Genomic DNA, 17,288 nt, shown 5'->3' with positions numbered 1-17,288 from the left:
GGCGGCTCGCTTGAGCAGGACGTTGGGGTGCGACTTACATCGACAGGATCAGGCGCCCGGCGAACAGAATCAGAATCACTCCCATGGTTCGCTCGAACCAGTGGCCCATGCGCATGAACAGCAAGCGCACCCTCGGGCTGGAAAAGAACAGCGCGACGATCACGAACCACAGCGCGTTCACACAACACATCCATACACCGTAGAGCGCCTGCACCTTGAGGGGCGTGGTGGCGCTGATCACCGTGGTGAAAATCGCCAGGAAGAACAGCGTGGCCTTGGGGTTGGTGGCGTTGGTCAGGAAACCGGTCATGAAGGCCTTGGGCAAGGTCTGCCGCTGCACCTGATCGTTGTTCGTGTCGCTGCCCTCGATCGATGTCTTGGGTTTGCTGCGCAACAGGCTAACGCCGAGATAGAGAATGTAGGCACCGCCCACCACCTTGGCCACGTTCAGCAGCCATGGCGTGGTGTGCATCAGCGCTCCGACCCCCAGCAGGGTGTACAGCACATGCACGGAAATCCCCGCGCCGATACCGATGGCCGTGCACAGCCCGACCACCCGGCCAAAGCGCACGCTCTGGCGGATGGTCACGGCAAAGTCAGGCCCGGGAGCCACCACGGCGAGAAAGTGGATGGTCGCCAGGGCCAGGAATTCGCCTAGATAGTTGGAAAGCATTTCAACTCCAGAAGGTCAGGGGGGACGAGCTGCCGCGATAGCCGACAAAAAAGGAAAGGCTCAGGCGCGGGTTGGTCACCCCCGGGGTGACTGCGTGCATGCGCCTTGAGTTGAACATGATGAAATCCCCGGGCTCCGGACGGATCTCCAGCGAGGGTGTGCCGAGCAGGGCGGGATCGATGCCGTAGCTGTCGCCGCGCATGTCGTCGAACTGGTCCGGGGAAATATCGTGATTCCACATCTGCAGGGCGCCACCCGCATCGGGCATGTTCAGGTAGAGGTTGCAGGCGAACTGTGCCTCCAGACTGTGGGCCTGGAAGCTGTCGGGGGCGTCCTTGGCGAAAATGTCGTGATGGGCAAGGAAGCACACCCCGGGTTTCACCACCCGCGACAGGCCAACGTACATCTTGCGCCCGTACAGGTTTTCCAGGTGGGCGCCGGCCGGCCAGGACTCGTCGAGCATGCAACGCAGGGTGTCGACGGGAGACGCATAGGGCGCGCAACGCGTGCGCAGTTCGGCGATGTTGGCGGTGGCGCGTTCGAAATAGTCTTCGATCAACAGCGGCTGGTTTTCCGCCTCATAAAACGCCATACCGATCCGCCCGATGCTGGGGGCGTTGATGTAGCCCTCGAAGCCGGGAGCGAGAATCTTGTCACCCAGCTGGATCGCCTGGGTGTGCGGCAGGAAATTCTTGATGCGCAGGGCGAGCACTTGTTCCTGGGCCAGTTTCTTTATGCACGTCTCATCGAGACGCTCGACGTCAAGCATCATCTGCAGATCCCTCTATCCGATAATCGTCGAACCCGCGCACGCGGGTTTCCCCTGTGTCAGGCGATGCGTCGCGTGATGTGCAAGGCGACACCGCCGATGAATCAGTCCACGTGGTAGTGAACCGAAAGCATTCCTTTTTTCTGCGAGAGGGAGGCGATAGTGACGTTGCCCAATTCCTTCAGGCGCTTCACGTGGGTCCCTCCGCAGCCATAGGCGGGAAGCTCGCCGAAACCGATTTCCCGCGAGCCTTTACGTAGCGAGACCAGGCGCGGCAGGTCGGCGGCAATCCAGTGATCGATGCCACTCTGCAGGCTGTCGACGTCGAGTTCCTGCGGGCTGTCCCCGGGCTTGAAGGACACGCGGCCCTCGCCAGGCCAGTGATGGGCCTTGACCGGGACCCAGCCGCGGGTTTCGCCGAAATGACCGATCAGGTGCCCGGCCGAGTGCATGCGGGTATTGAACTGGCGGCGCTGTTCATCGACCTGGACCTGGACCATGCCCGGCTGCACCGGCTGGCTGACGTAATGAATGATTCGCTCGGGTTCCTGGACCACGCGCAACACCTGGCTTTCGCCGATCCAGCCGGTGTCGCAGGGTTGGCCGCCGCCTTGGGGATGAAAGATCGTGGCACGCAGGATCACCGCGAATTCGTTGTCCTGCGGGGTGCATTCGAGCACTTCAACGTTGGCCTTGAGTTCATCATTATGAAAAAAGAGGCGAAGCGTCATATTCCGTGCCCTTATTAAAATACCTTTTTTAATTATATGGCGCGGCGGAATTGCGTGATAATCCGTTCAAACCTCAAAGGACTGTTGTGCTGTGAGCATAAATCTTCCCCTTCCGCTGCTGGGCGAAATGGCGATTTTCGTCAAGGTCGTCGAGGTCGGCAGCTTCTCCGAAGCCGCTCGCCAGCTGGGCTCGTCACCGTCGGCGGTGAGCCGCAGCATTTCCCGACTGGAGAAAGCGCTGGCGACTCGCTTGCTGCAGCGCACCACGCGCAAGTTGCGCTTGAGCGAAGGGGGCGAGGAGGTGTTCAAGCGCTGCAGCGAGATGGTCAGCGCCGCCAAGTCGGTGATGGAAATCAGCGGTCAGTTCACCCACGAGGCCGAAGGGCTGGTGCGGGTCAGCGTGCCCAAGGCCGTGGGGCGTTTTGTCGTGCATCCGTACATGCCCGAGTTTCTGCGGCGTTACCCCAAGGTCGATGTCGAGCTGTTATTGGAAGATCGCAACATCGACCTGATCGACGACAATGTGGACCTGGCCATCCGCATCACCGATCGGCCGCCGGCGGGGCTGGTTGGCCGCCAGTTGCTGACCATCGATCACATGTTGTGCGCCACGCCGCAGTACTTGGCCGAGCACGGGACGCCCAGCCATCCCCACGATCTGCTCAACCATAGTTGCATTTACCTGGGTGAAACCCCCAGCGATGCGCGCTGGAAGTTCAAGAAGGGCAGCAAGTCGGTGACGGTTGGCGTGCGCGGGCGTTATGCGGCCAATCACACCGGGGTACGGCTGGGGGCGGTGCTGGAGCATATCGGCATCGGCAGCTTGCCGTACTTCACGGCGCGGCATGCCCTGGAGCAGGGCTTGCTGGTGCAGGTTCTACCGGACTGGACGTTTCTCGCTTCCTACCATGGCGGTGCCTGGCTGTTGCATTCGCCAACCCGCTACCTGCCGCCGAAGCTGCGGGTATTCATCGATTATCTGGTGGAGTGCCTGGCCAAGGAGCCGACCTTGAGCCGGCAGGGCAAGCAGGAGGCGAAAGGCTACGAACAACCCGAAGGCGATGGAGCGGGTTGAGCCAGCCGCTCATGGGTAGAAAAAAGGCCCGCCGGTTCAACCGTGCGGGCCTTTGTAGTGTCCGGGCCGGACTCAGTGCTTGCTGTCCTGGGCGGAGAGCGCCAGCAGCTGCTTTTCCTGGTTCCAGTCGAACGGTTCATCATTCTGCTCGGCCTCGTAGCGACGCTCTTCGAGCGCCTGGTACAGGTCGATTTCCTCGTCGGGCATGTAGTGCAGGCAATCCCCAGCGAAGAACCACAGCAGGTCGCGCGGCACCAGATGGGCGACCTGTGGATAACGCTGCATCACCTGGCACAGCAGATCCTGGCCCAGGTACTGGCTTTCGATCGGGTCGATCGGCAGCGAGGCGCGCAGTTCGTCGAAGCGTTCCAGGAACAAGGCATGGCTTTCTTCGGGAACCTGCTCGGCTTCACCCACCGCGACCAGGATACTGCGCAAATGGTCGAGCAGGACGAGATGATCGGCGACGACGTTGGACATGACATGAGTCCTCAACAGCAAAACGGGCGCGGGAGTATATAGCTCCCGCGCCCGGTTTCATAATCCGCCTGACGGTCCTGCGCCTTAGCGGGTTTTCCCTTCGCTCAGGGTCAGCTCTTCCTTGGCGAAGTCATCGACATCGATGACTTTGCGGCGGGCGGCTTCAGCCTCGCGCAGGGTCTGGGCTTCCACCGGCTGCAACACGCCGGCCTCCAGCGCGGCGTCGATGGCATGTTCGCCGGCCGCCGGTTTGATCTGGCCACTTTTCAGCGCCTCGTGCAGTTTTTTCTGCAGCGGGTGACTGGCGCTCAACAAGTCGAAGGCGTGTTGCAGGGCGCCGACCGGGTCTTGCGCCGATTGTGGGCGGTAGCAGCCGGCCAGCAGCTCTTCCAGGGTCGGGTCGCCCTTGGCCCGGCCGATGATCGCGGCGACCTCGGCGTCCAGCTCATCGGATGGACCTTTGTGACGGCGGCCGAACGGGAATACCACCACCCTCAGCAGGCAGCCCAGCACCCGGTTCGGGAAGTTCTCGAGCAGTTCGTCCAGCGCCCGTTCCGACTGGCCGAGGCTTTCTTCCATGGCCCAGGTGAACAGTGGCTGCAGATGCTCTGGCGAATCCAGGTCGTGGTAGCGCTTGAGGGCGGCGGAGGCCAGGTACATATGGCTGAGCACATCGCCGAGGCGTGCTGACAGGCGTTCGCGACGTTTCAGCTCGCCGCCCAGCAGCATCATGCTCAGGTCGGCCAGCATAGCGAAGGCCGCGGCCTGGCGATTGAGGGCGCGGAAATAACCCTGGCTGAGCTTGTCCCCCGGCGCCTGTTCGAAGTGCCCCAGGCCGAGGTTCAGCACCAGGGTGCTGGCCGCGTTGCCCACGGCAAAACCGATGTGCTTGAGCAGCAGGCCGTCGAATTCGAACAGCGCCTGATCGTGGTCTTCGCGACCGGCCAGGGCCATTTCCTTGAGCACGAACGGATGGCAGCGAATGGCGCCCTGGCCGAAGATCATCAGGTTGCGCGAGAGGATATTCGCGCCTTCCACGGTGATGAAGATCGGCGCGCCTTGCCAGCTGCGGCCCAGGTAGTTGTTCGGGCCCATGATGATGGCCTTGCCGCCGTGCACATCCATGGCGTGGCCGATGCATTCGCGGCCGCGCTCGGTCAGGTGGTACTTGAGAATCGCCGACAGCACCGAAGGCTTTTCCCCCAGGTCGACCGCATTGGCCGTGAGCATGCGCGCGCTGTCCATCAGCCAGGCGTTGCCGCCGATGCGGGCCAGGGCTTCCTGGATGCCTTCGAAGGCATTGAGCGGGACGTTGAACTGCTCACGTACCTGGGCATATTGGCCGGTCACCAGGCTGGTGAACTTGGCCGCGCCAGTGCCGACGGCCGGCAGGGAAATGGAGCGGCCGACCGACAGGCAGTTCATCAGCATCATCCAGCCTTTGCCGAGCATTTCCTGGCCGCCGATAAGGAAGTCCAGGGGAATGAACACGTCCTTGCCGGAGTTCGGACCGTTCATGAAGGCAGCGCCGAGCGGCAGGTGGCGACGGCCGATTTCCACGCCGGGGGTGTCGGTCGGAATCAGCGCCAGGCTGATCCCCAGGTCTTCATCGTCACCCAGCAGATGGTCCGGGTCGTAGGCCTTGAAGGCCAGGCCGAGGAGGGTGGCGACCGGGCCCAGGGTGATGTAGCGCTTTTCCCAGTTCAGGCGCAGGCCGAGGGTTTCCTCGCCTTGCCACTGGCCTTTGCAGATCACCCCGGTATCGGGCATGGCGCCGGCGTCGGAACCGGCCAGCGGGCCGGTGAGGGCGAAACAGGGGATATCGTCGCCACGGGCCAGCCGCGGCAGGTAGTGGTTACGCTGTTCGTCGGTGCCGTAATGCAGCAGCAGCTCGGCCGGGCCGAGGGAGTTGGGGACCATCACGGTGGACGCCAGGTCGCCGCTGCGGGTCGCCAGTTTCATCGCCACCTGGGAGTGAGCGTAGGCGGAGAAGCCCTTGCCACCGAACTCCTTGGGGATGATCAGGGCAAAGAAGCCGTGTTGCTTGATGTGCTCCCAGGCGGCGGGCGGCAGGTCCATGGACTGGCCGATCTGCCAGTCGCTGACCATGGCGCACAGCTCTTCGGTGGGGCCGTCGATGAAGGCCTGTTCCTCTTCGCTCAGTTGCGCTTTCGGGTAGGCCAACAGCTTGTCCCAGTCCGGACGGCCGCTGAACAGTTCGCCGTCCCACCAGACCGTGCCGGCATCGATGGCGTCGCGTTCGGTTTGCGACATCGGCGGCAGGACTTTCTGGAACCAGCTGAACAGCGGGGCGCTGAAGTACTTGCGGCGCAGGTCGGGCAGTAGCAAGGGCGCCGCCACTGCGGCCAGCACTACCCAGAAGATCAGCAGCAGCCAGCCCGGTGCACGGCTGAAGGCGCCCATGGCCAGCAGGTAGACGGCCACCACGCCCAGGGCGGGCAGGGGCGCAATGCGGCGGTGGGCCAGGTAGGCAATACCGACCAGCAGAACCAGTATCCACAACAACAGCATATTTAATCCTCCGTGAAACCAGGGGCAAAATCACCCACAGAGCTTAGTCGGCATCCGACAAAAGGGGTGACAGGGCAGTGCGCTTGCGGCGGTAAGAAGAAGCGGACGCAGACGTCAGGCATCGGGTCAGCAGTGTGTCGATCTTGTCAGGCTCGAAGCGGCAGCCTCTGATATTTGGCCGAAACGTCGTTATCGCTGGGATGAGGCCGTCGCTAGACTCGGGACTTCACTCGGAGATCATCCCCATGCACGAGTACCTGAGTCCCAGCCGCTTCATCGATAGTGACCATCCCGCGGTGGTGGAGTTCGCGGAAACTCATCGTGGCACCAGCAGCGATCCGCTGGAGCAGGCGGTAAGCCTCTATTACGCGGTGCGCGAGGCCGTGCGCTACAACCCCTACACCTTCAGTCGCGACCCCGAGACCCTGCGGGGCAGCCATGCCCTGGCCGCGGGCGAAAGTTACTGCGTGCCCAAGGCCACCCTGCTTGCCGGCTGCGCGCGGCATTGCGGGATCGCCGCGCGGATCGGCCTGGCGGACGTGCGCAATCACTTGTCGACCCCGCGTTTGCTGGAGTTGCTGCGCAGTGATGTGTTTGCCATGCACGGCTATACCGAGCTGTACCTGCAAGGACGCTGGGTCAAGGCCACGCCGGCGTTCAACCGGAAACTCTGCGAGATGTACGATGTAGCGCCACTGGAGTTCGATGGCCGTCATGACAGCGTATTCCACCCGTTCAACCGCCAGGGCGAGCAGATGATGGAGTACGTGCTGGACCACGGACAATTCGCCGACGTCCCCGAGACCTTCTTCTTCAAACACCTGGAAAAGTGTTATCCGCATCTGTTCGCCGAGCAGATGCCGTTGCTGCTGGGCGACATGCAGAGTGATTTGAGTCAGGTCTGATCCGGCGTAGACTGCCTCGGCATTCATCACTGAGGAGCGGTCATGCTGAAGATCTGGGGTCGGAAAAACTCGTCGAATGTCAGGAAAGCATTGTGGTGCGCCGAAGAGCTCGGCCTGACCTACGAGGCGGTGGATGCCGGTGGTGCCTTCGGTGTGGTGGATACCCCGGAATATCGGGCGATGAATCCCAATGGGCGGATTCCGCTGATCGAGGACGATGGTTTCGTGTTGTGGGAGTCCAACACCATCGTGCGTTATCTCGCCGCGCGCCATGCCGCCGGTACGGCCTGGTACCCGAGCGATGTACAGGCGCGGGCCTCGGCCGAGAAGTGGATGGACTGGACCACTTCGACCTTCGCCGAACCCTTCCGGCACCTGTTCTGGGGTGTGCTGCGCACGCCGGCACAGCAGCAGGACTGGGACAAGATCAATGCCGCGCTGAACAGCTGCGGCGAACTGCTGGCCGTGGTCGACCAGGCCCTGGCCGAACATCCCTACCTGTCCGGCGAGGAAATCGGCATCGGCGATATCCCTCTGGGCAGCTTCATTTATGCCTGGTTCGAAATGCCCATCGAGCGCCCGCAATTGTCTAATCTGCAAGCCTGGTACGCCCGCCTGCAACAGCGTCCGGCCTACCGCAAGGCGGTGATGACCGCGTTGACTTAATACTGACTATCAATACGGGTGACTGTACTTGTGCGGCGTCGGCAAGCACCATTGGGTGTATCCGGCGCCGTTGCAATGCAGGCGGTCCGCCCTTACTTATAATGTTCTCCCTTCTTGGTGCGTAAATCCGATATGAGTTCCGCTCTGTCCATCCGGCAGCTAACCAAAACCTACGGCAACGGTTTCCAGGCCCTGAGTGGTATCGATCTGGATGTCGCCGAAGGTGACTTCTTCGCCTTGCTCGGCCCTAACGGTGCCGGCAAATCCACCACCATCGGCATCCTCTCGACCCTGGTCAACAAGACCAGCGGCACGGTGAATGTCTTCGGCCATGACCTGGACCGCGAGCCCGCCGCGCTCAAGCGCTGCATCGGCGTGGTGCCACAGGAATTCAACTTCAACCAGTTCGAGAAGACCTTCGACATCGTGGTGACCCAGGCCGGTTACTACGGTATCCCGACCAAGGTCGCCAAGGAGCGGGCCGAGCAGTATCTGACCCAGCTCGGCTTGTGGGACAAGCGCGATGTGCCGTCGCGCTCGCTGTCCGGCGGCATGAAGCGCCGCCTGATGATTGCCCGCGCCCTGGTGCACGAGCCGCGCCTGTTGATCCTCGACGAACCGACTGCCGGCGTGGACATCGAGCTGCGCCGTTCGATGTGGACCTTCCTCACCGAGCTGAACCAGAAGGGTATCACCATCATCCTCACCACCCATTACCTGGAGGAGGCTGAGCAGCTGTGCCGCAATATCGGCATCATCGACCACGGCACCATTGTCGAGAACACCAGCATGCGTCAGCTGCTCAGCCAGCTGCATGTGGAAACCTTCCTGCTCGACCTGAAGACCGACCTGAAGGTGGCGCCGCAACTGATCGGTTATCCAAGCAAGCTGCTGGACAGCCATACCCTGGAAGTCCAGGTCGACAAAGCCGTGGGCATCACCGCACTGTTCAGCCAGTTGGCCCAGCAGAACATCGAAGTGCTGAGCCTGCGTAACAAAACCAATCGCCTTGAGGAGCTGTTCGTGTCCCTGGTGGAGAAAAACCTGTCGAAGGTGGCGGTATGAGTTCCGAGCTACGGCCCAACCTTGTCGCGCTGAATACCATCGTCTATCGCGAAGTCCGGCGTTTTACCCGGATCTGGCCGCAGACCCTGCTGCCGCCGGCGATCACCATGGTTCTGTACTTCGTGATCTTCGGCAACCTCATCGGCCGGCAGATCGGCGACATGGGTGGCTTCACCTACATGGAGTACATCGTGCCGGGCCTGATCATGATGTCGGTGATCACCAACTCCTACGGCAACGTGGTCTCGAGTTTCTTCGGCAGCAAGTTCCAGCGCTCCATCGAGGAATTGATGGTGTCGCCGGTGTCGCCGCACACCATCCTCATCGGCTACACCCTGGGCGGTGTCCTGAGGGGGTTGGCGGTGGGGGTGATCGTGACGCTGCTGTCGCTGTTCTTCACCCACCTGCAGGTGCATCACCTGGGCATCACCTTGCTGGTGGTGGTCCTGACCGCGACGATCTTTTCGCTGTTGGGCTTTATCAACGCGGTGTTTGCACGCAACTTCGACGATATCTCGATCATCCCGACCTTCGTGCTGACCCCGCTGACCTACCTGGGCGGGGTGTTCTACTCCATCACCCTGCTGCCGCCGTTCTGGCAGACGGTGTCGCTGGCCAACCCGGTGCTGCATATGGTCAACGCCTTCCGTTTCGGCATCCTCGGGGTTTCCGACATCCAGATCAGCGTGGCCATTACCTTCATGCTGGTGGCGACCGTGGTCCTGTACTTCGGTTGTGCCCGCCTGCTGGTCAGCGGTCGCGGCATGCGCCAGTAAGCCCGCGCAGAAACGCCAACGGCCTCCCTCGGGAGGCCGTTTGCGTTTCTACAGCCGGCTCTGCTTGCGACGGCGCCATTGCCGGCTGACCCACCAGCGCCAGTACAGCATGATCAGGCAATAGGCGAGGGCGCCCAGCACCAGGCCGGCCACCAGCGAGCCCAGCAGGAAAGGTTGCCAGAGGGTCGAGAGTTCGCCGCTGATCCATTCCCAGGTCAGCTCGTCGGGCAGGGTCCTGGCCGGCACGTTCATCAACCAGGCACCGATCTGGTAGGTGCAGAAGAACACCGGCGGCATGGTGATCGGGTTGGTCAGCCAGACCAGGCTCACGGCAATTGGCATGTTGCCGCGCACGGAAATGGCCAGCACGGCTGCCAGCAGCATTTGCGCCGGGATCGGCATAAAGGCCGCGAACAGGCCGACCGCCATGGCGCGCGCCACGGAGTGCCGGTTGAGGTGCCAGAGGTTGGGGTCATGCAGCAACGTGCCAAGAAAGCGTAAGGACTTGTGTTCCCTGATGCTGGTCGGATCTGGCATGTAACGTTTGAATAGGCGCCGGGGCATAAGGCTTCTCGGTCAGTTCAAGCGGCAAGTATGCCCGGATTCTAGAAGGCGCCCATTCAGACTTTGTGACAAATGATAAAGCCGGCCCCCGGTCCGCTGAGCTAAGCCAGAGAGTGGCAACACTCAAAAACTGCTCAAGGACGGGCTTATGCGCACAGGGATGTTGGCGTTGGCGGCGGGGCTTTTATGCCTGCGCTTTTTGCCGGCGCTACCAGCGATCGGATGGCTGGCAGTGCTGCCGGTAGTGGCCTTGATGCTGCTACCGTTTCGCACCTATCCATTGGCCCTTTTTCTGTTGGGCCTGGCGTGGGCCTGCATCAGCGCGCAATGGGCGCTGGATGATCGTTTGGCGGAACCACTCGACGGGCAGACTCGCTGGCTCGAAGGTCGAGTGGTGGGGCTGCCGCAGCAGGCCGAGGGCCTGGTGCGTTTCGAGCTGGAAGACGGGCGGGCGCGGCGCGGGCGAATCCCGCAACGCCTGCGCCTGGCCTGGTATGGCGGGCCGCCGGTGCACAGCGGCGAACGCTGGCGCCTGGCGGTGAAGCTCAAGCGACCTGCCGGCCTGGTCAATCTGCAGGCCTTCGATCACGAGGCCTGGTTGCTGGCCCAGCGCATCGGCGCCACGGGCACGGTCAAGGATGGGCAACTGCTGGCCGCCACCCGGGAGAATTGGCGTGCGCGCATTCGCCAGCGCTTGCTGCAAGTCGATGCCCACGAGCGCGCCGGCGGCCTGGCGGCCCTGGTGCTGGGCGACGGTTCGGGCTTGAGCCAGGAAGACTGGCGTGTCTTGCAAGACACCGGGACCGTGCACCTGATGGTGATTTCCGGGCAGCACATCAGCTTGCTGGCCGCAGTGATGTACGCCCTGGTGGCGGGGCTGGCCCGCTACGGCCTGTGGCCCGGGCGCTGGCCCTGGCTGCCCTGGGCCTGCGGGCTGGCATTCGCCTCGGCCCTGGGGTACGGGTTGCTGGCGGGGTTCGATGTGCCGGTGCGCCGTGCCTGTGTGATGGTGGCCCTGGTGCTGATCTGGCGCCTGCGCTTTCGCCACCTGGGTGCCTGGTGGCCGTTCCTGCTGGCATTGAATGCAGTGCTGTTGTTCGAGCCGCTGGCCAGCCTGCAGCCAGGCTTCTGGCTGTCCTTTACCGCGGTGGCGGTGTTGATCCTGATCTTCGGCGGGCGCCTGGGAGGCTGGCGCTGGTGGCAGTCCTGGACCCGTATTCAATGGTTGATCGCCATCGGCCTGTGCCCGGTGCTGCTGGCGCTGGGGTTGCCCATCAGTCTCAGCGGGCCGCTGGCCAATCTGCTGGCGGAACCCTGGATCAGCCTGCTGGTGCTGCCGCCGGCGTTGCTCGGCACCTTGTTGCTGGCGGTGCCTTACCTGGGCGAAGGCTTGCTCTGGCTGGCCGGTGGCTTGCTGGACCTGCTGTTCCGCGGCCTGACCCTGCTGGCTGCCCAGTGGCCGGCGTGGGTAGCGCCGGCCATACCGCTCTGGGCCTGGAGCATCAGCGCGCTGGGAGCCTTGCTGCTGTTGCTGCCCGCGGGCGTGCCGCTGCGTCCCTTGGGCTGGCCGATGCTGCTGTTGGTGGTGTTCCCGCCGAAAAACATGCTGCCATATGGCGAGGCGGAAGTCTGGCAACTGGATGTCGGGCAGGGCCTGGCGGTGCTGGTACGGACTCGCGAGCACGCGATGCTGTATGACGCCGGTCCGCGTTTTGGCGATTCCGACCTGGGCGCGCGGGTAGTGCTGCCGTCCTTGCGCAAGCTGAGCGTCGCGCGCCTCGACCTGATGCTGCTCAGCCACGCCGATGCCGATCATGCCGGTGGCGCCGACGCCATCCAGCGCGGCCTGCCGGTGGCCAGGCTGGTCAGCGGCGATCCCGAGGGTTTGCCGGCCTATTTACCGGCAGAGCCTTGCGCTAGCGGTGAGCAGTGGCAATGGGACGGGGTGCGTTTTTCCCTGTGGCAATGGGCTGGTGCGCAGAACGGTAACCAGAAGTCCTGTGTGATGCAGGTCGAGGCCCAGGGCGAGCGTTTGCTGCTGACGGGGGATATCGACGCCCTGGCCGAGCGCGCCTTGCTGGATACCCCGCTGGCCGTCGAGACCCACTGGTTGCAGGCGCCGCACCATGGCAGCCGCAGTTCGTCGTCCGCGGCCCTGCTCAAGGCCCTTGCGCCTTCGGCGGTGCTGATCTCCCGTGGGCACGGCAATGGGTTTGGGCATCCGCACCCGCAGGTCGTCGAACGTTATCGTCAGCAAGGGACCGCCATTTACGACAGTGCGGAGCAGGGAGCGCTGCGGCTGATGCTGGGCACTTACACCGAACCGACGAGCCTGCGGGCGCAGCGGCGCTTTTGGCGCAAATGGCCACTATCTCCTTAAATAACCGAGAGTTATTAAAGCCTGAAGGCATGCGACATCAGGTTCTTCGGTGCATTCGGCCCCTATGTTAGAGTGGCGCACTTTTTCGAGGGGACTGTCACTGTGTGGGAATTGGTCAAATCCGGCGGCTGGATGATGTTGCCGATCATTCTGAGTTCCATTGTCGCGGTCGGCATCATTGCCGAGCGTCTGTGGACCCTGCGGGCCAGCCGCGTCACCCCGCCTCACCTGCTGGGCCAGGTGTGGCGCTGGATCAAGGACAAACAGCTGAACAAGGACAAGCTCAAGGAACTGCGCGCCCATTCGCCCCTGGGCGAGATCCTGGCCGCCGGCCTCGCCAACTCCAAGCATGGCCGCGAGGTCATGAAAGAGTGCATCGAGGAAGCCGCCGCCCGGGTCATCCACGAACTGGAGCGCTACCTCAATGCCCTCGGCACCATCGCCGCCATGGCCCCGCTGCTGGGCCTGCTGGGTACAGTGCTGGGCATGATCGATATTTTCAGCTCGTTCATGGGCTCTGGGATGACCAGCAACGCCGCGGTGCTGGCCGGCGGTATCTCCAAGGCGCTGATCACCACCGCGTCCGGCCTGATGGTCGGTATCCCGGCAGTGTTCTTCCACCGTTTCCTGCAACGCCGGGTCGATGAGCTGGTGGTTGGCATGGAGCAGGAAGCCATCAAGCTGGTCGAAGTGGTGCAGGGCGACCGCGACGTCGATCTGGCCGAGGGCAAAGCGTGAAATTCCGCCGCAAGCCACGGGAAACTATCGATATCAACCTCGCGTCGTTGATCGACGTGGTGTTTATCCTGCTGCTGTTTTTCGTCGTGACCACCACCTTTACCCGGGAAACCCAGTTGCGCGTCGAGTTGCCGGAGGCCGTCAGCGGCTCGCCGGCCGAAGACCAGCAGACCAAGCAACTGGATATCGCCATCAGCGCCGATGGGGTGTTTTCAGTGAACAACCAGGTGCTGCCCAAGAGCGACCTGGCCAGCCTGATCGAAGCCTTGCAGAAGGAGTCGGCGGGCGACACCAACCTGCCGCTGTCCATCAGTGCCGACGGCAAGACCCAGCACCAGGCTGTCATTACCGCGATGGACGCCGCCGGCAAGCTCGGTTTCAGCCATCTGCGCATGACCACCGTCGAGGCGGCGCCAGCACCCTGATGGCCATGTCCGATCGTTTGCTCGCTGCCTGGTACAACGGCCATCCCGCGCTGAAACTGCTGCAGCCCCTTGAGTGGCTCTATCGCCGGGTGGTGGTGCGCAAGCGCGAACGCTTCCTGGCCGGTGAGAGCCATGTTTACCAGCCGTCGGTGCCGCTGGTGGTGGTCGGCAATATCACCGTGGGCGGTACCGGCAAGACGCCGTTGATCCTGTGGCTGATCGAGCATTGCCAGCGCAGCGGGCTGCGGGTCGGCGTGGTCAGCCGTGGTTACGGCGCCAAGCCGCCGCAGTGGCCATGGCGGGTCACCGCCGAGCAGAGCGCCGCTGTCGCCGGCGACGAGCCTTTGCTGATCGTCCAGCGCAGCGGCGTGCCGCTGATGATCGACCCCGATCGCAGTCGCGCCGTGCGGGCCTTGCTGGCCGCCGAGCCGCTGGACCTCATTCTCTCCGACGACGGCATGCAGCATTACCGCATGGCCCGCGATCTCGAGCTGGTGCTGATCGACGCCGCGCGCGGGCTGGGCAACCGGCGTTGCCTGCCGGCCGGGCCGCTGCGCGAGCCGGTCGAGCGCCTGCAAAGCGTTGACGCCGTGCTCTACAACGGCGCCAGCGACGATCGCGAGGAAGGCTTCGCCTTTCGCCTGGTGCCCACCGCCCTGGTCAATCTGCAAAGCGGCGAACGTCGCGGGCTTGAGCACTTCGCGCCGGGGCAGGCATTGCACGCAGTGGCCGGTATCGGCAATCCGCAACGTTTCTTCACTACCCTTGAAACGCTACACTGGCAGCCTGTCCCGCATGCTTTCGCCGACCACGCCGAATACAGCGCGCAGGCGCTGAGTTTCACCCCGGCGTTGCCGCTGGTCATGACCGAAAAGGATGCGGTGAAGTGCCGTGCCTTCGCGGCTCCCGACTGGTGGTACCTGGCGGTGGATGCTGTGCCATCCCCGGCCTTCGTGGCCTGGTTCGATACGCAGCTGATGCGCCTGTTGCCCGCTCGTCTTCTGCCTTAACGCTTCTATCCAGGGAATTCTCATGGACACCAAATTGCTCGATATCCTCGCTTGCCCGATCTGCAAGGGACCGCTCAAGCTCAGCGCCGACAAGACCGAGCTGATCAGCAAGGGCGCCGGCCTGGCCTATCCGATTCGCGATGGCATCCCGGTCATGCTGGAAAGCGAAGCCCGCACCCTCAGCACCGACGAGCGCCTGGATAAATGACCACAGCCTTTACCGTTGTCATTCCAGCCCGCTTCGCCTCCACCCGCCTGCCGGGTAAACCGCTGCAGTTGATCGCCGGCAAGCCGATGATCCAGCACGTCTGGGAACAGGCCTGCAAGAGCGCCGCCCAGCGTGTGGTGGTAGCGACTGACGACGCGCGAATCGTCGAGGCCTGCCAGGGCTTCGGCGCCGAAGCGGTGTTGACCCGCGAGGACCACAACTCCGGGACCGATCGCCTGGCGGAAGTCGCCAGTCAATTGGGCCTGGCCGCGGATGCCATCGTGGTCAATGTCCAGGGCGACGAGCCGTTGATCCCGCCGGCGGTGATCGACCAGGTGGCCGCCAACCTGGCCGCCCACACCGAAGCGAGCATGGCCACCCTGGCCGAGCCGATCGAAGACGTCGAGACCCTGTTCAACCCGAACGTGGTCAAGGTGGTCAGCGACATCAATGGTCTGGCGCTGACCTTCAGCCGCGCCACCTTGCCGTGGGCGCGCGACGCTTTTGCGAAGAACCGCGACCTGCTGCCGGAAGGCGTGCCGTATCGCCGCCATATCGGCATCTATGCCTACCGCGCCGGTTTCCTGCATGACTTCGTCAGCTGGGGCCCGTGCTGGCTGGAGAACACCGAGTCGCTGGAGCAGTTGCGGGCCTTGTGGCACGGCGTGCGTATCCATGTCGCCGATGCCCTGGAAGCGCCGCCTGGTGGTGTCGATACCGCCGAAGACCTTGAGCGCGTTCGTCGCCTGCTGGAGGCCTGATGCGGGTTTTGTTTGTCTGCCTGGGCAACATCTGCCGTTCACCGACGGCGGAGGGCGTGCTGCGCCACAAGTTACGTGAAGCGGGGCTGGCCGACCGGGTCGAAGTCGCGTCCGCAGGGACTGGCGAATGGCACATCGGCAAGGCGCCGGACAAGCGCAGCCAGCGCGCGGCGCTGTTGCGTGGCTACGACCTGTCGGCCCAGCGCGCGCAGCAAGTCAGCAGCGCGGATTTTGCTCGCTACGACCTGATCCTGGCCATGGACGAGAGCAACCTGCGCAATCTCAAGGCGCTGCAGCCGGCCCAGGGCAAGGCCGAGCTGGACCTGTTCCTGCGCCGCTACGAGGCGGCGGTGGACGAGGTGCCGGATCCTTACTACGACGGTGAGCAAGGTTTCGAGCAGGTGCTGGACCTGATCGAGTACGCCAGCGATCGGCTGGTGATCGAGCTGAAGGGGCGTCTATGAGCTTGCATCTGCAGTCCCGGGTTTCCCTCAAGCCCTTCAACACCTTCGGCGTCGATGTGCGCGCGCAGCTGTTCGCCGAGGCCCACAGCGACGCCGACGTGCGTGAGGCGCTGGCCTATTCGGAGCAGTACCAACTGCCGCTGCTGGTGATTGGCGGCGGCAGCAACTTGCTGCTGACCGCGGATATTCCAGCGCTGGTCTTGCGCATGAGTACCCGTGGCATTCGTCTGCTGAGCGACGATGGCCAGCAGGTAGTAGTCGAAGCCGAAGCGGGTGAAACCTGGCATCCCTTCGTGCAGTGGACCTTGCAACAGGGCTTGTCCGGCCTGGAAAACCTCAGCCTGATTCCGGGGACTGTGGGCGCCGCACCGATGCAGAATATCGGTGCCTACGGGGTCGAGATCAAGGATGTGTTCGCCGGCCTGACCGCACTGGATCGGCAGAGCGGTGAGTTGCGCGATTTCAGTTTGGAAGAATGTCAGTTCGCCTACCGCGACAGCCTGTTCAAGCAAGAGGCCGGCCGCTGGCTGATTCTGCGGGTGCGTTTTGCCCTGGCCCGCAGCGAGCATCTGCACCTGGAATATGGCCCGGTGCGCCAGCGATTGAGCGAGCAGGGCATCGAGCAGCCGACGGCCAGCGATGTCAGTCGCGCCATTTGCAGCATCCGCAGTGAAAAACTGCCGGACCCGGCGGTACTGGGCAATGCCGGCAGTTTCTTCAAGAACCCGGTGGTGTCCGCTGCGCTGGCGGCCGAGATCAGGCAGCGGCATGCGGGGCTGGTGGGTTATCCACAGGCGGACGGGCAGGTGAAGCTGGCTGCTGGCTGGTTGATCGAACAGGCGGGCTGGAAGGGCTTTCGCGATGGCGATGCCGGGGTGCATCGTTTGCAGTCGCTGGTGCTGGTCAACTATGGCGGTGCCACGGGCTTGCAGCTGTTAAGCCTGGCACGAAGGATCCAGCAGGATATTGCCGAGCGCTTCCATGTTCAGCTGGAGATGGAGCCCAATCTCTATTGAGCCCGTTGAGCTAAGCTCAAAGCTCGCCAGCAAAGCCTTGCACGGGTTCA

Annotated in this window: 19 protein-coding genes; 13 read left to right on the top strand and 6 right to left on the bottom strand. The window is 63.3% G+C overall.

Going from position 1 to position 17,288, the window contains the following annotated elements; translation table 11 throughout:
• Positions 1-34 precede the first annotated feature (34 nt).
• The 3 genes from CRO75_RS02885 to CRO75_RS02875 all read right to left on the bottom strand — a co-directional run bounded on the left by CRO75_RS02885 (position 35) and on the right by CRO75_RS02875 (position 2,173).
• The gene (locus CRO75_RS02885) at positions 35-673 is read right to left on the bottom strand and encodes a LysE family transporter (protein ID WP_009042830.1); all 639 of its coding nucleotides are present in this window, start codon (positions 671-673) and stop codon (positions 35-37) included.
• A gap of 1 nt (position 674) precedes the next feature.
• Positions 675-1,445, bottom strand: coding sequence for a 2OG-Fe(II) oxygenase (locus CRO75_RS02880; protein ID WP_009042831.1), 771 nt, complete (start codon positions 1,443-1,445; stop codon positions 675-677).
• A gap of 101 nt (positions 1,446-1,546) precedes the next feature.
• Positions 1,547-2,173, bottom strand: coding sequence for a hypothetical protein (locus CRO75_RS02875; protein ID WP_097134388.1), 627 nt, complete (start codon positions 2,171-2,173; stop codon positions 1,547-1,549).
• Positions 2,174-2,264: 91 nt separating this feature from the next.
• Between CRO75_RS02875 and CRO75_RS02870 the strand changes: the two genes are divergently transcribed.
• Entirely contained in the window at positions 2,265-3,248 is a 984-nt protein-coding gene (locus CRO75_RS02870; protein ID WP_009042832.1) for a LysR family transcriptional regulator, read from the top strand.
• Between the two features lie 72 nt (positions 3,249-3,320).
• Here CRO75_RS02870 and CRO75_RS02865 read toward each other — a convergent pair whose 3' ends face one another.
• Together CRO75_RS02865 and CRO75_RS02860 are read right to left on the bottom strand one after the other, a co-directional pair.
• The gene (locus tag CRO75_RS02865) at positions 3,321-3,728 is read right to left on the bottom strand and encodes a PA2817 family protein (RefSeq protein WP_007931642.1); all 408 of its coding nucleotides are present in this window, start codon (positions 3,726-3,728) and stop codon (positions 3,321-3,323) included.
• 84 nt (positions 3,729-3,812) lie between these two features.
• Positions 3,813-6,260, bottom strand: a complete 2,448-nt coding sequence (locus CRO75_RS02860; protein WP_097134387.1) for an acyl-CoA dehydrogenase — start codon at positions 6,258-6,260, stop codon at positions 3,813-3,815.
• Positions 6,261-6,505: 245 nt separating this feature from the next.
• On the opposite strand from CRO75_RS02860, the gene CRO75_RS02855 reads away from it, so the two are divergent.
• The 4 genes from CRO75_RS02855 (at position 6,506) to CRO75_RS02840 (ending at position 9,672) form a co-directional block, all read left to right on the top strand.
• A complete protein-coding gene (locus tag CRO75_RS02855) occupies positions 6,506-7,165 on the top strand; it encodes a transglutaminase family protein (protein ID WP_097134386.1) in 660 nt (219 codons plus the stop codon).
• Positions 7,166-7,207: 42 nt separating this feature from the next.
• Positions 7,208-7,831, top strand: a complete 624-nt coding sequence (locus CRO75_RS02850; RefSeq protein ID WP_009042835.1) for a glutathione S-transferase — start codon at positions 7,208-7,210, stop codon at positions 7,829-7,831.
• A gap of 132 nt (positions 7,832-7,963) precedes the next feature.
• On the top strand, positions 7,964-8,896 hold the full coding sequence (locus CRO75_RS02845; RefSeq protein ID WP_007931649.1) for an ABC transporter ATP-binding protein: 933 nt from the start codon (positions 7,964-7,966) through the stop codon (positions 8,894-8,896).
• On the top strand, positions 8,893-9,672 hold the full coding sequence (locus tag CRO75_RS02840; RefSeq protein ID WP_007931651.1) for an ABC transporter permease: 780 nt from the start codon (positions 8,893-8,895) through the stop codon (positions 9,670-9,672). Before CRO75_RS02845 ends, CRO75_RS02840 begins: the two co-directional genes overlap by 4 nt.
• A 48-nt stretch (positions 9,673-9,720) precedes the next feature.
• Here CRO75_RS02840 and CRO75_RS02835 read toward each other — a convergent pair whose 3' ends face one another.
• The gene (locus tag CRO75_RS02835; RefSeq protein WP_097134385.1) at positions 9,721-10,236 is read right to left on the bottom strand and encodes a DUF2062 domain-containing protein; all 516 of its coding nucleotides are present in this window, start codon (positions 10,234-10,236) and stop codon (positions 9,721-9,723) included.
• A gap of 148 nt (positions 10,237-10,384) precedes the next feature.
• Here CRO75_RS02835 and CRO75_RS02830 point away from each other — a divergent pair, with 148 nt between their 5' ends.
• From CRO75_RS02830 to murB, 8 genes are all read left to right on the top strand, one after another.
• The gene (locus CRO75_RS02830; RefSeq protein ID WP_097134384.1) at positions 10,385-12,616 is read left to right on the top strand and encodes a DNA internalization-related competence protein ComEC/Rec2; all 2,232 of its coding nucleotides are present in this window, start codon (positions 10,385-10,387) and stop codon (positions 12,614-12,616) included.
• Positions 12,617-12,718: 102 nt separating this feature from the next.
• Positions 12,719-13,354: a MotA/TolQ/ExbB proton channel family protein gene (locus CRO75_RS02825; RefSeq protein ID WP_007931657.1), complete on the top strand. Its 636-nt coding sequence runs from the start codon at positions 12,719-12,721 to the stop codon at positions 13,352-13,354.
• A complete protein-coding gene (locus CRO75_RS02820) occupies positions 13,351-13,779 on the top strand; it encodes a biopolymer transporter ExbD (protein WP_009047818.1) in 429 nt (142 codons plus the stop codon). Before CRO75_RS02825 ends, CRO75_RS02820 begins: the two co-directional genes overlap by 4 nt.
• Positions 13,779-14,789 carry a tetraacyldisaccharide 4'-kinase gene (lpxK, locus tag CRO75_RS02815; RefSeq protein ID WP_097134383.1) on the top strand — a complete coding sequence of 337 codons (1,011 nt, stop codon included), beginning with the start codon at positions 13,779-13,781 and terminating at the stop codon, positions 14,787-14,789. Before CRO75_RS02820 ends, lpxK begins: the two co-directional genes overlap by 1 nt.
• A 22-nt stretch (positions 14,790-14,811) precedes the next feature.
• Positions 14,812-14,997, top strand: a complete 186-nt coding sequence (locus CRO75_RS02810; RefSeq protein ID WP_007931663.1) for a Trm112 family protein — start codon at positions 14,812-14,814, stop codon at positions 14,995-14,997.
• Complete coding sequence (gene kdsB / locus CRO75_RS02805) at positions 14,994-15,758, top strand: 3-deoxy-manno-octulosonate cytidylyltransferase (protein ID WP_097134382.1); 765 nt, start codon at positions 14,994-14,996, stop codon at positions 15,756-15,758. Before CRO75_RS02810 ends, kdsB begins: the two co-directional genes overlap by 4 nt.
• Entirely contained in the window at positions 15,758-16,222 is a 465-nt protein-coding gene (locus CRO75_RS02800; protein ID WP_007931667.1) for a low molecular weight protein-tyrosine-phosphatase, read from the top strand. Before kdsB ends, CRO75_RS02800 begins: the two co-directional genes overlap by 1 nt.
• Positions 16,219-17,238 carry a UDP-N-acetylmuramate dehydrogenase gene (gene murB, locus CRO75_RS02795; RefSeq protein ID WP_097134381.1) on the top strand — a complete coding sequence of 340 codons (1,020 nt, stop codon included), beginning with the start codon at positions 16,219-16,221 and terminating at the stop codon, positions 17,236-17,238. The genes CRO75_RS02800 and murB overlap by 4 nt, the downstream gene beginning before the upstream one ends.
• Positions 17,239-17,288 lie beyond the last annotated feature (50 nt).

It is taken from the genome of Pseudomonas sp. LAMO17WK12:I10 (assembly GCF_900215185.1).
In the GTDB taxonomy this organism is placed as follows: Bacteria; Pseudomonadota; Gammaproteobacteria; order Pseudomonadales; family Pseudomonadaceae; genus Aquipseudomonas; species Aquipseudomonas chlororaphis.
Note: the sequence above shows the minus strand (reverse complement) of the source record. Positions and strands in the feature narration are given on the sequence as shown.

What these genes read in the sequence shown, in the direction of transcription:
- kdsB (WP_097134382.1), top strand. Translation starts at nt 14,994, where the DNA reads ATGACCACAGCCTTTACCGTTGTCATTCCAGCCCGCTTCGCCTCCACC.
- CRO75_RS02865 (WP_007931642.1), bottom strand. Translation starts at nt 3,728, where the DNA reads ATGTCCAACGTCGTCGCCGATCATCTCGTCCTGCTCGACCATTTGCGC.
- CRO75_RS02810 (WP_007931663.1), top strand. Translation starts at nt 14,812, where the DNA reads ATGGACACCAAATTGCTCGATATCCTCGCTTGCCCGATCTGCAAGGGA.
- CRO75_RS02850 (WP_009042835.1), top strand. Translation starts at nt 7,208, where the DNA reads ATGCTGAAGATCTGGGGTCGGAAAAACTCGTCGAATGTCAGGAAAGCA.
- CRO75_RS02880 (WP_009042831.1), bottom strand. Translation starts at nt 1,445, where the DNA reads ATGATGCTTGACGTCGAGCGTCTCGATGAGACGTGCATAAAGAAACTG.
- CRO75_RS02855 (WP_097134386.1), top strand. Translation starts at nt 6,506, where the DNA reads ATGCACGAGTACCTGAGTCCCAGCCGCTTCATCGATAGTGACCATCCC.
- CRO75_RS02830 (WP_097134384.1), top strand. Translation starts at nt 10,385, where the DNA reads ATGCGCACAGGGATGTTGGCGTTGGCGGCGGGGCTTTTATGCCTGCGC.
- CRO75_RS02800 (WP_007931667.1), top strand. Translation starts at nt 15,758, where the DNA reads ATGCGGGTTTTGTTTGTCTGCCTGGGCAACATCTGCCGTTCACCGACG.
- CRO75_RS02835 (WP_097134385.1), bottom strand. Translation starts at nt 10,236, where the DNA reads ATGCCCCGGCGCCTATTCAAACGTTACATGCCAGATCCGACCAGCATC.
- CRO75_RS02860 (WP_097134387.1), bottom strand. Translation starts at nt 6,260, where the DNA reads ATGCTGTTGTTGTGGATACTGGTTCTGCTGGTCGGTATTGCCTACCTG.
- CRO75_RS02885 (WP_009042830.1), bottom strand. Translation starts at nt 673, where the DNA reads ATGCTTTCCAACTATCTAGGCGAATTCCTGGCCCTGGCGACCATCCAC.
- CRO75_RS02875 (WP_097134388.1), bottom strand. Translation starts at nt 2,173, where the DNA reads ATGACGCTTCGCCTCTTTTTTCATAATGATGAACTCAAGGCCAACGTT.
- murB (WP_097134381.1), top strand. Translation starts at nt 16,219, where the DNA reads ATGAGCTTGCATCTGCAGTCCCGGGTTTCCCTCAAGCCCTTCAACACC.
- CRO75_RS02845 (WP_007931649.1), top strand. Translation starts at nt 7,964, where the DNA reads ATGAGTTCCGCTCTGTCCATCCGGCAGCTAACCAAAACCTACGGCAAC.
- CRO75_RS02840 (WP_007931651.1), top strand. Translation starts at nt 8,893, where the DNA reads ATGAGTTCCGAGCTACGGCCCAACCTTGTCGCGCTGAATACCATCGTC.
- lpxK (WP_097134383.1), top strand. Translation starts at nt 13,779, where the DNA reads ATGGCCATGTCCGATCGTTTGCTCGCTGCCTGGTACAACGGCCATCCC.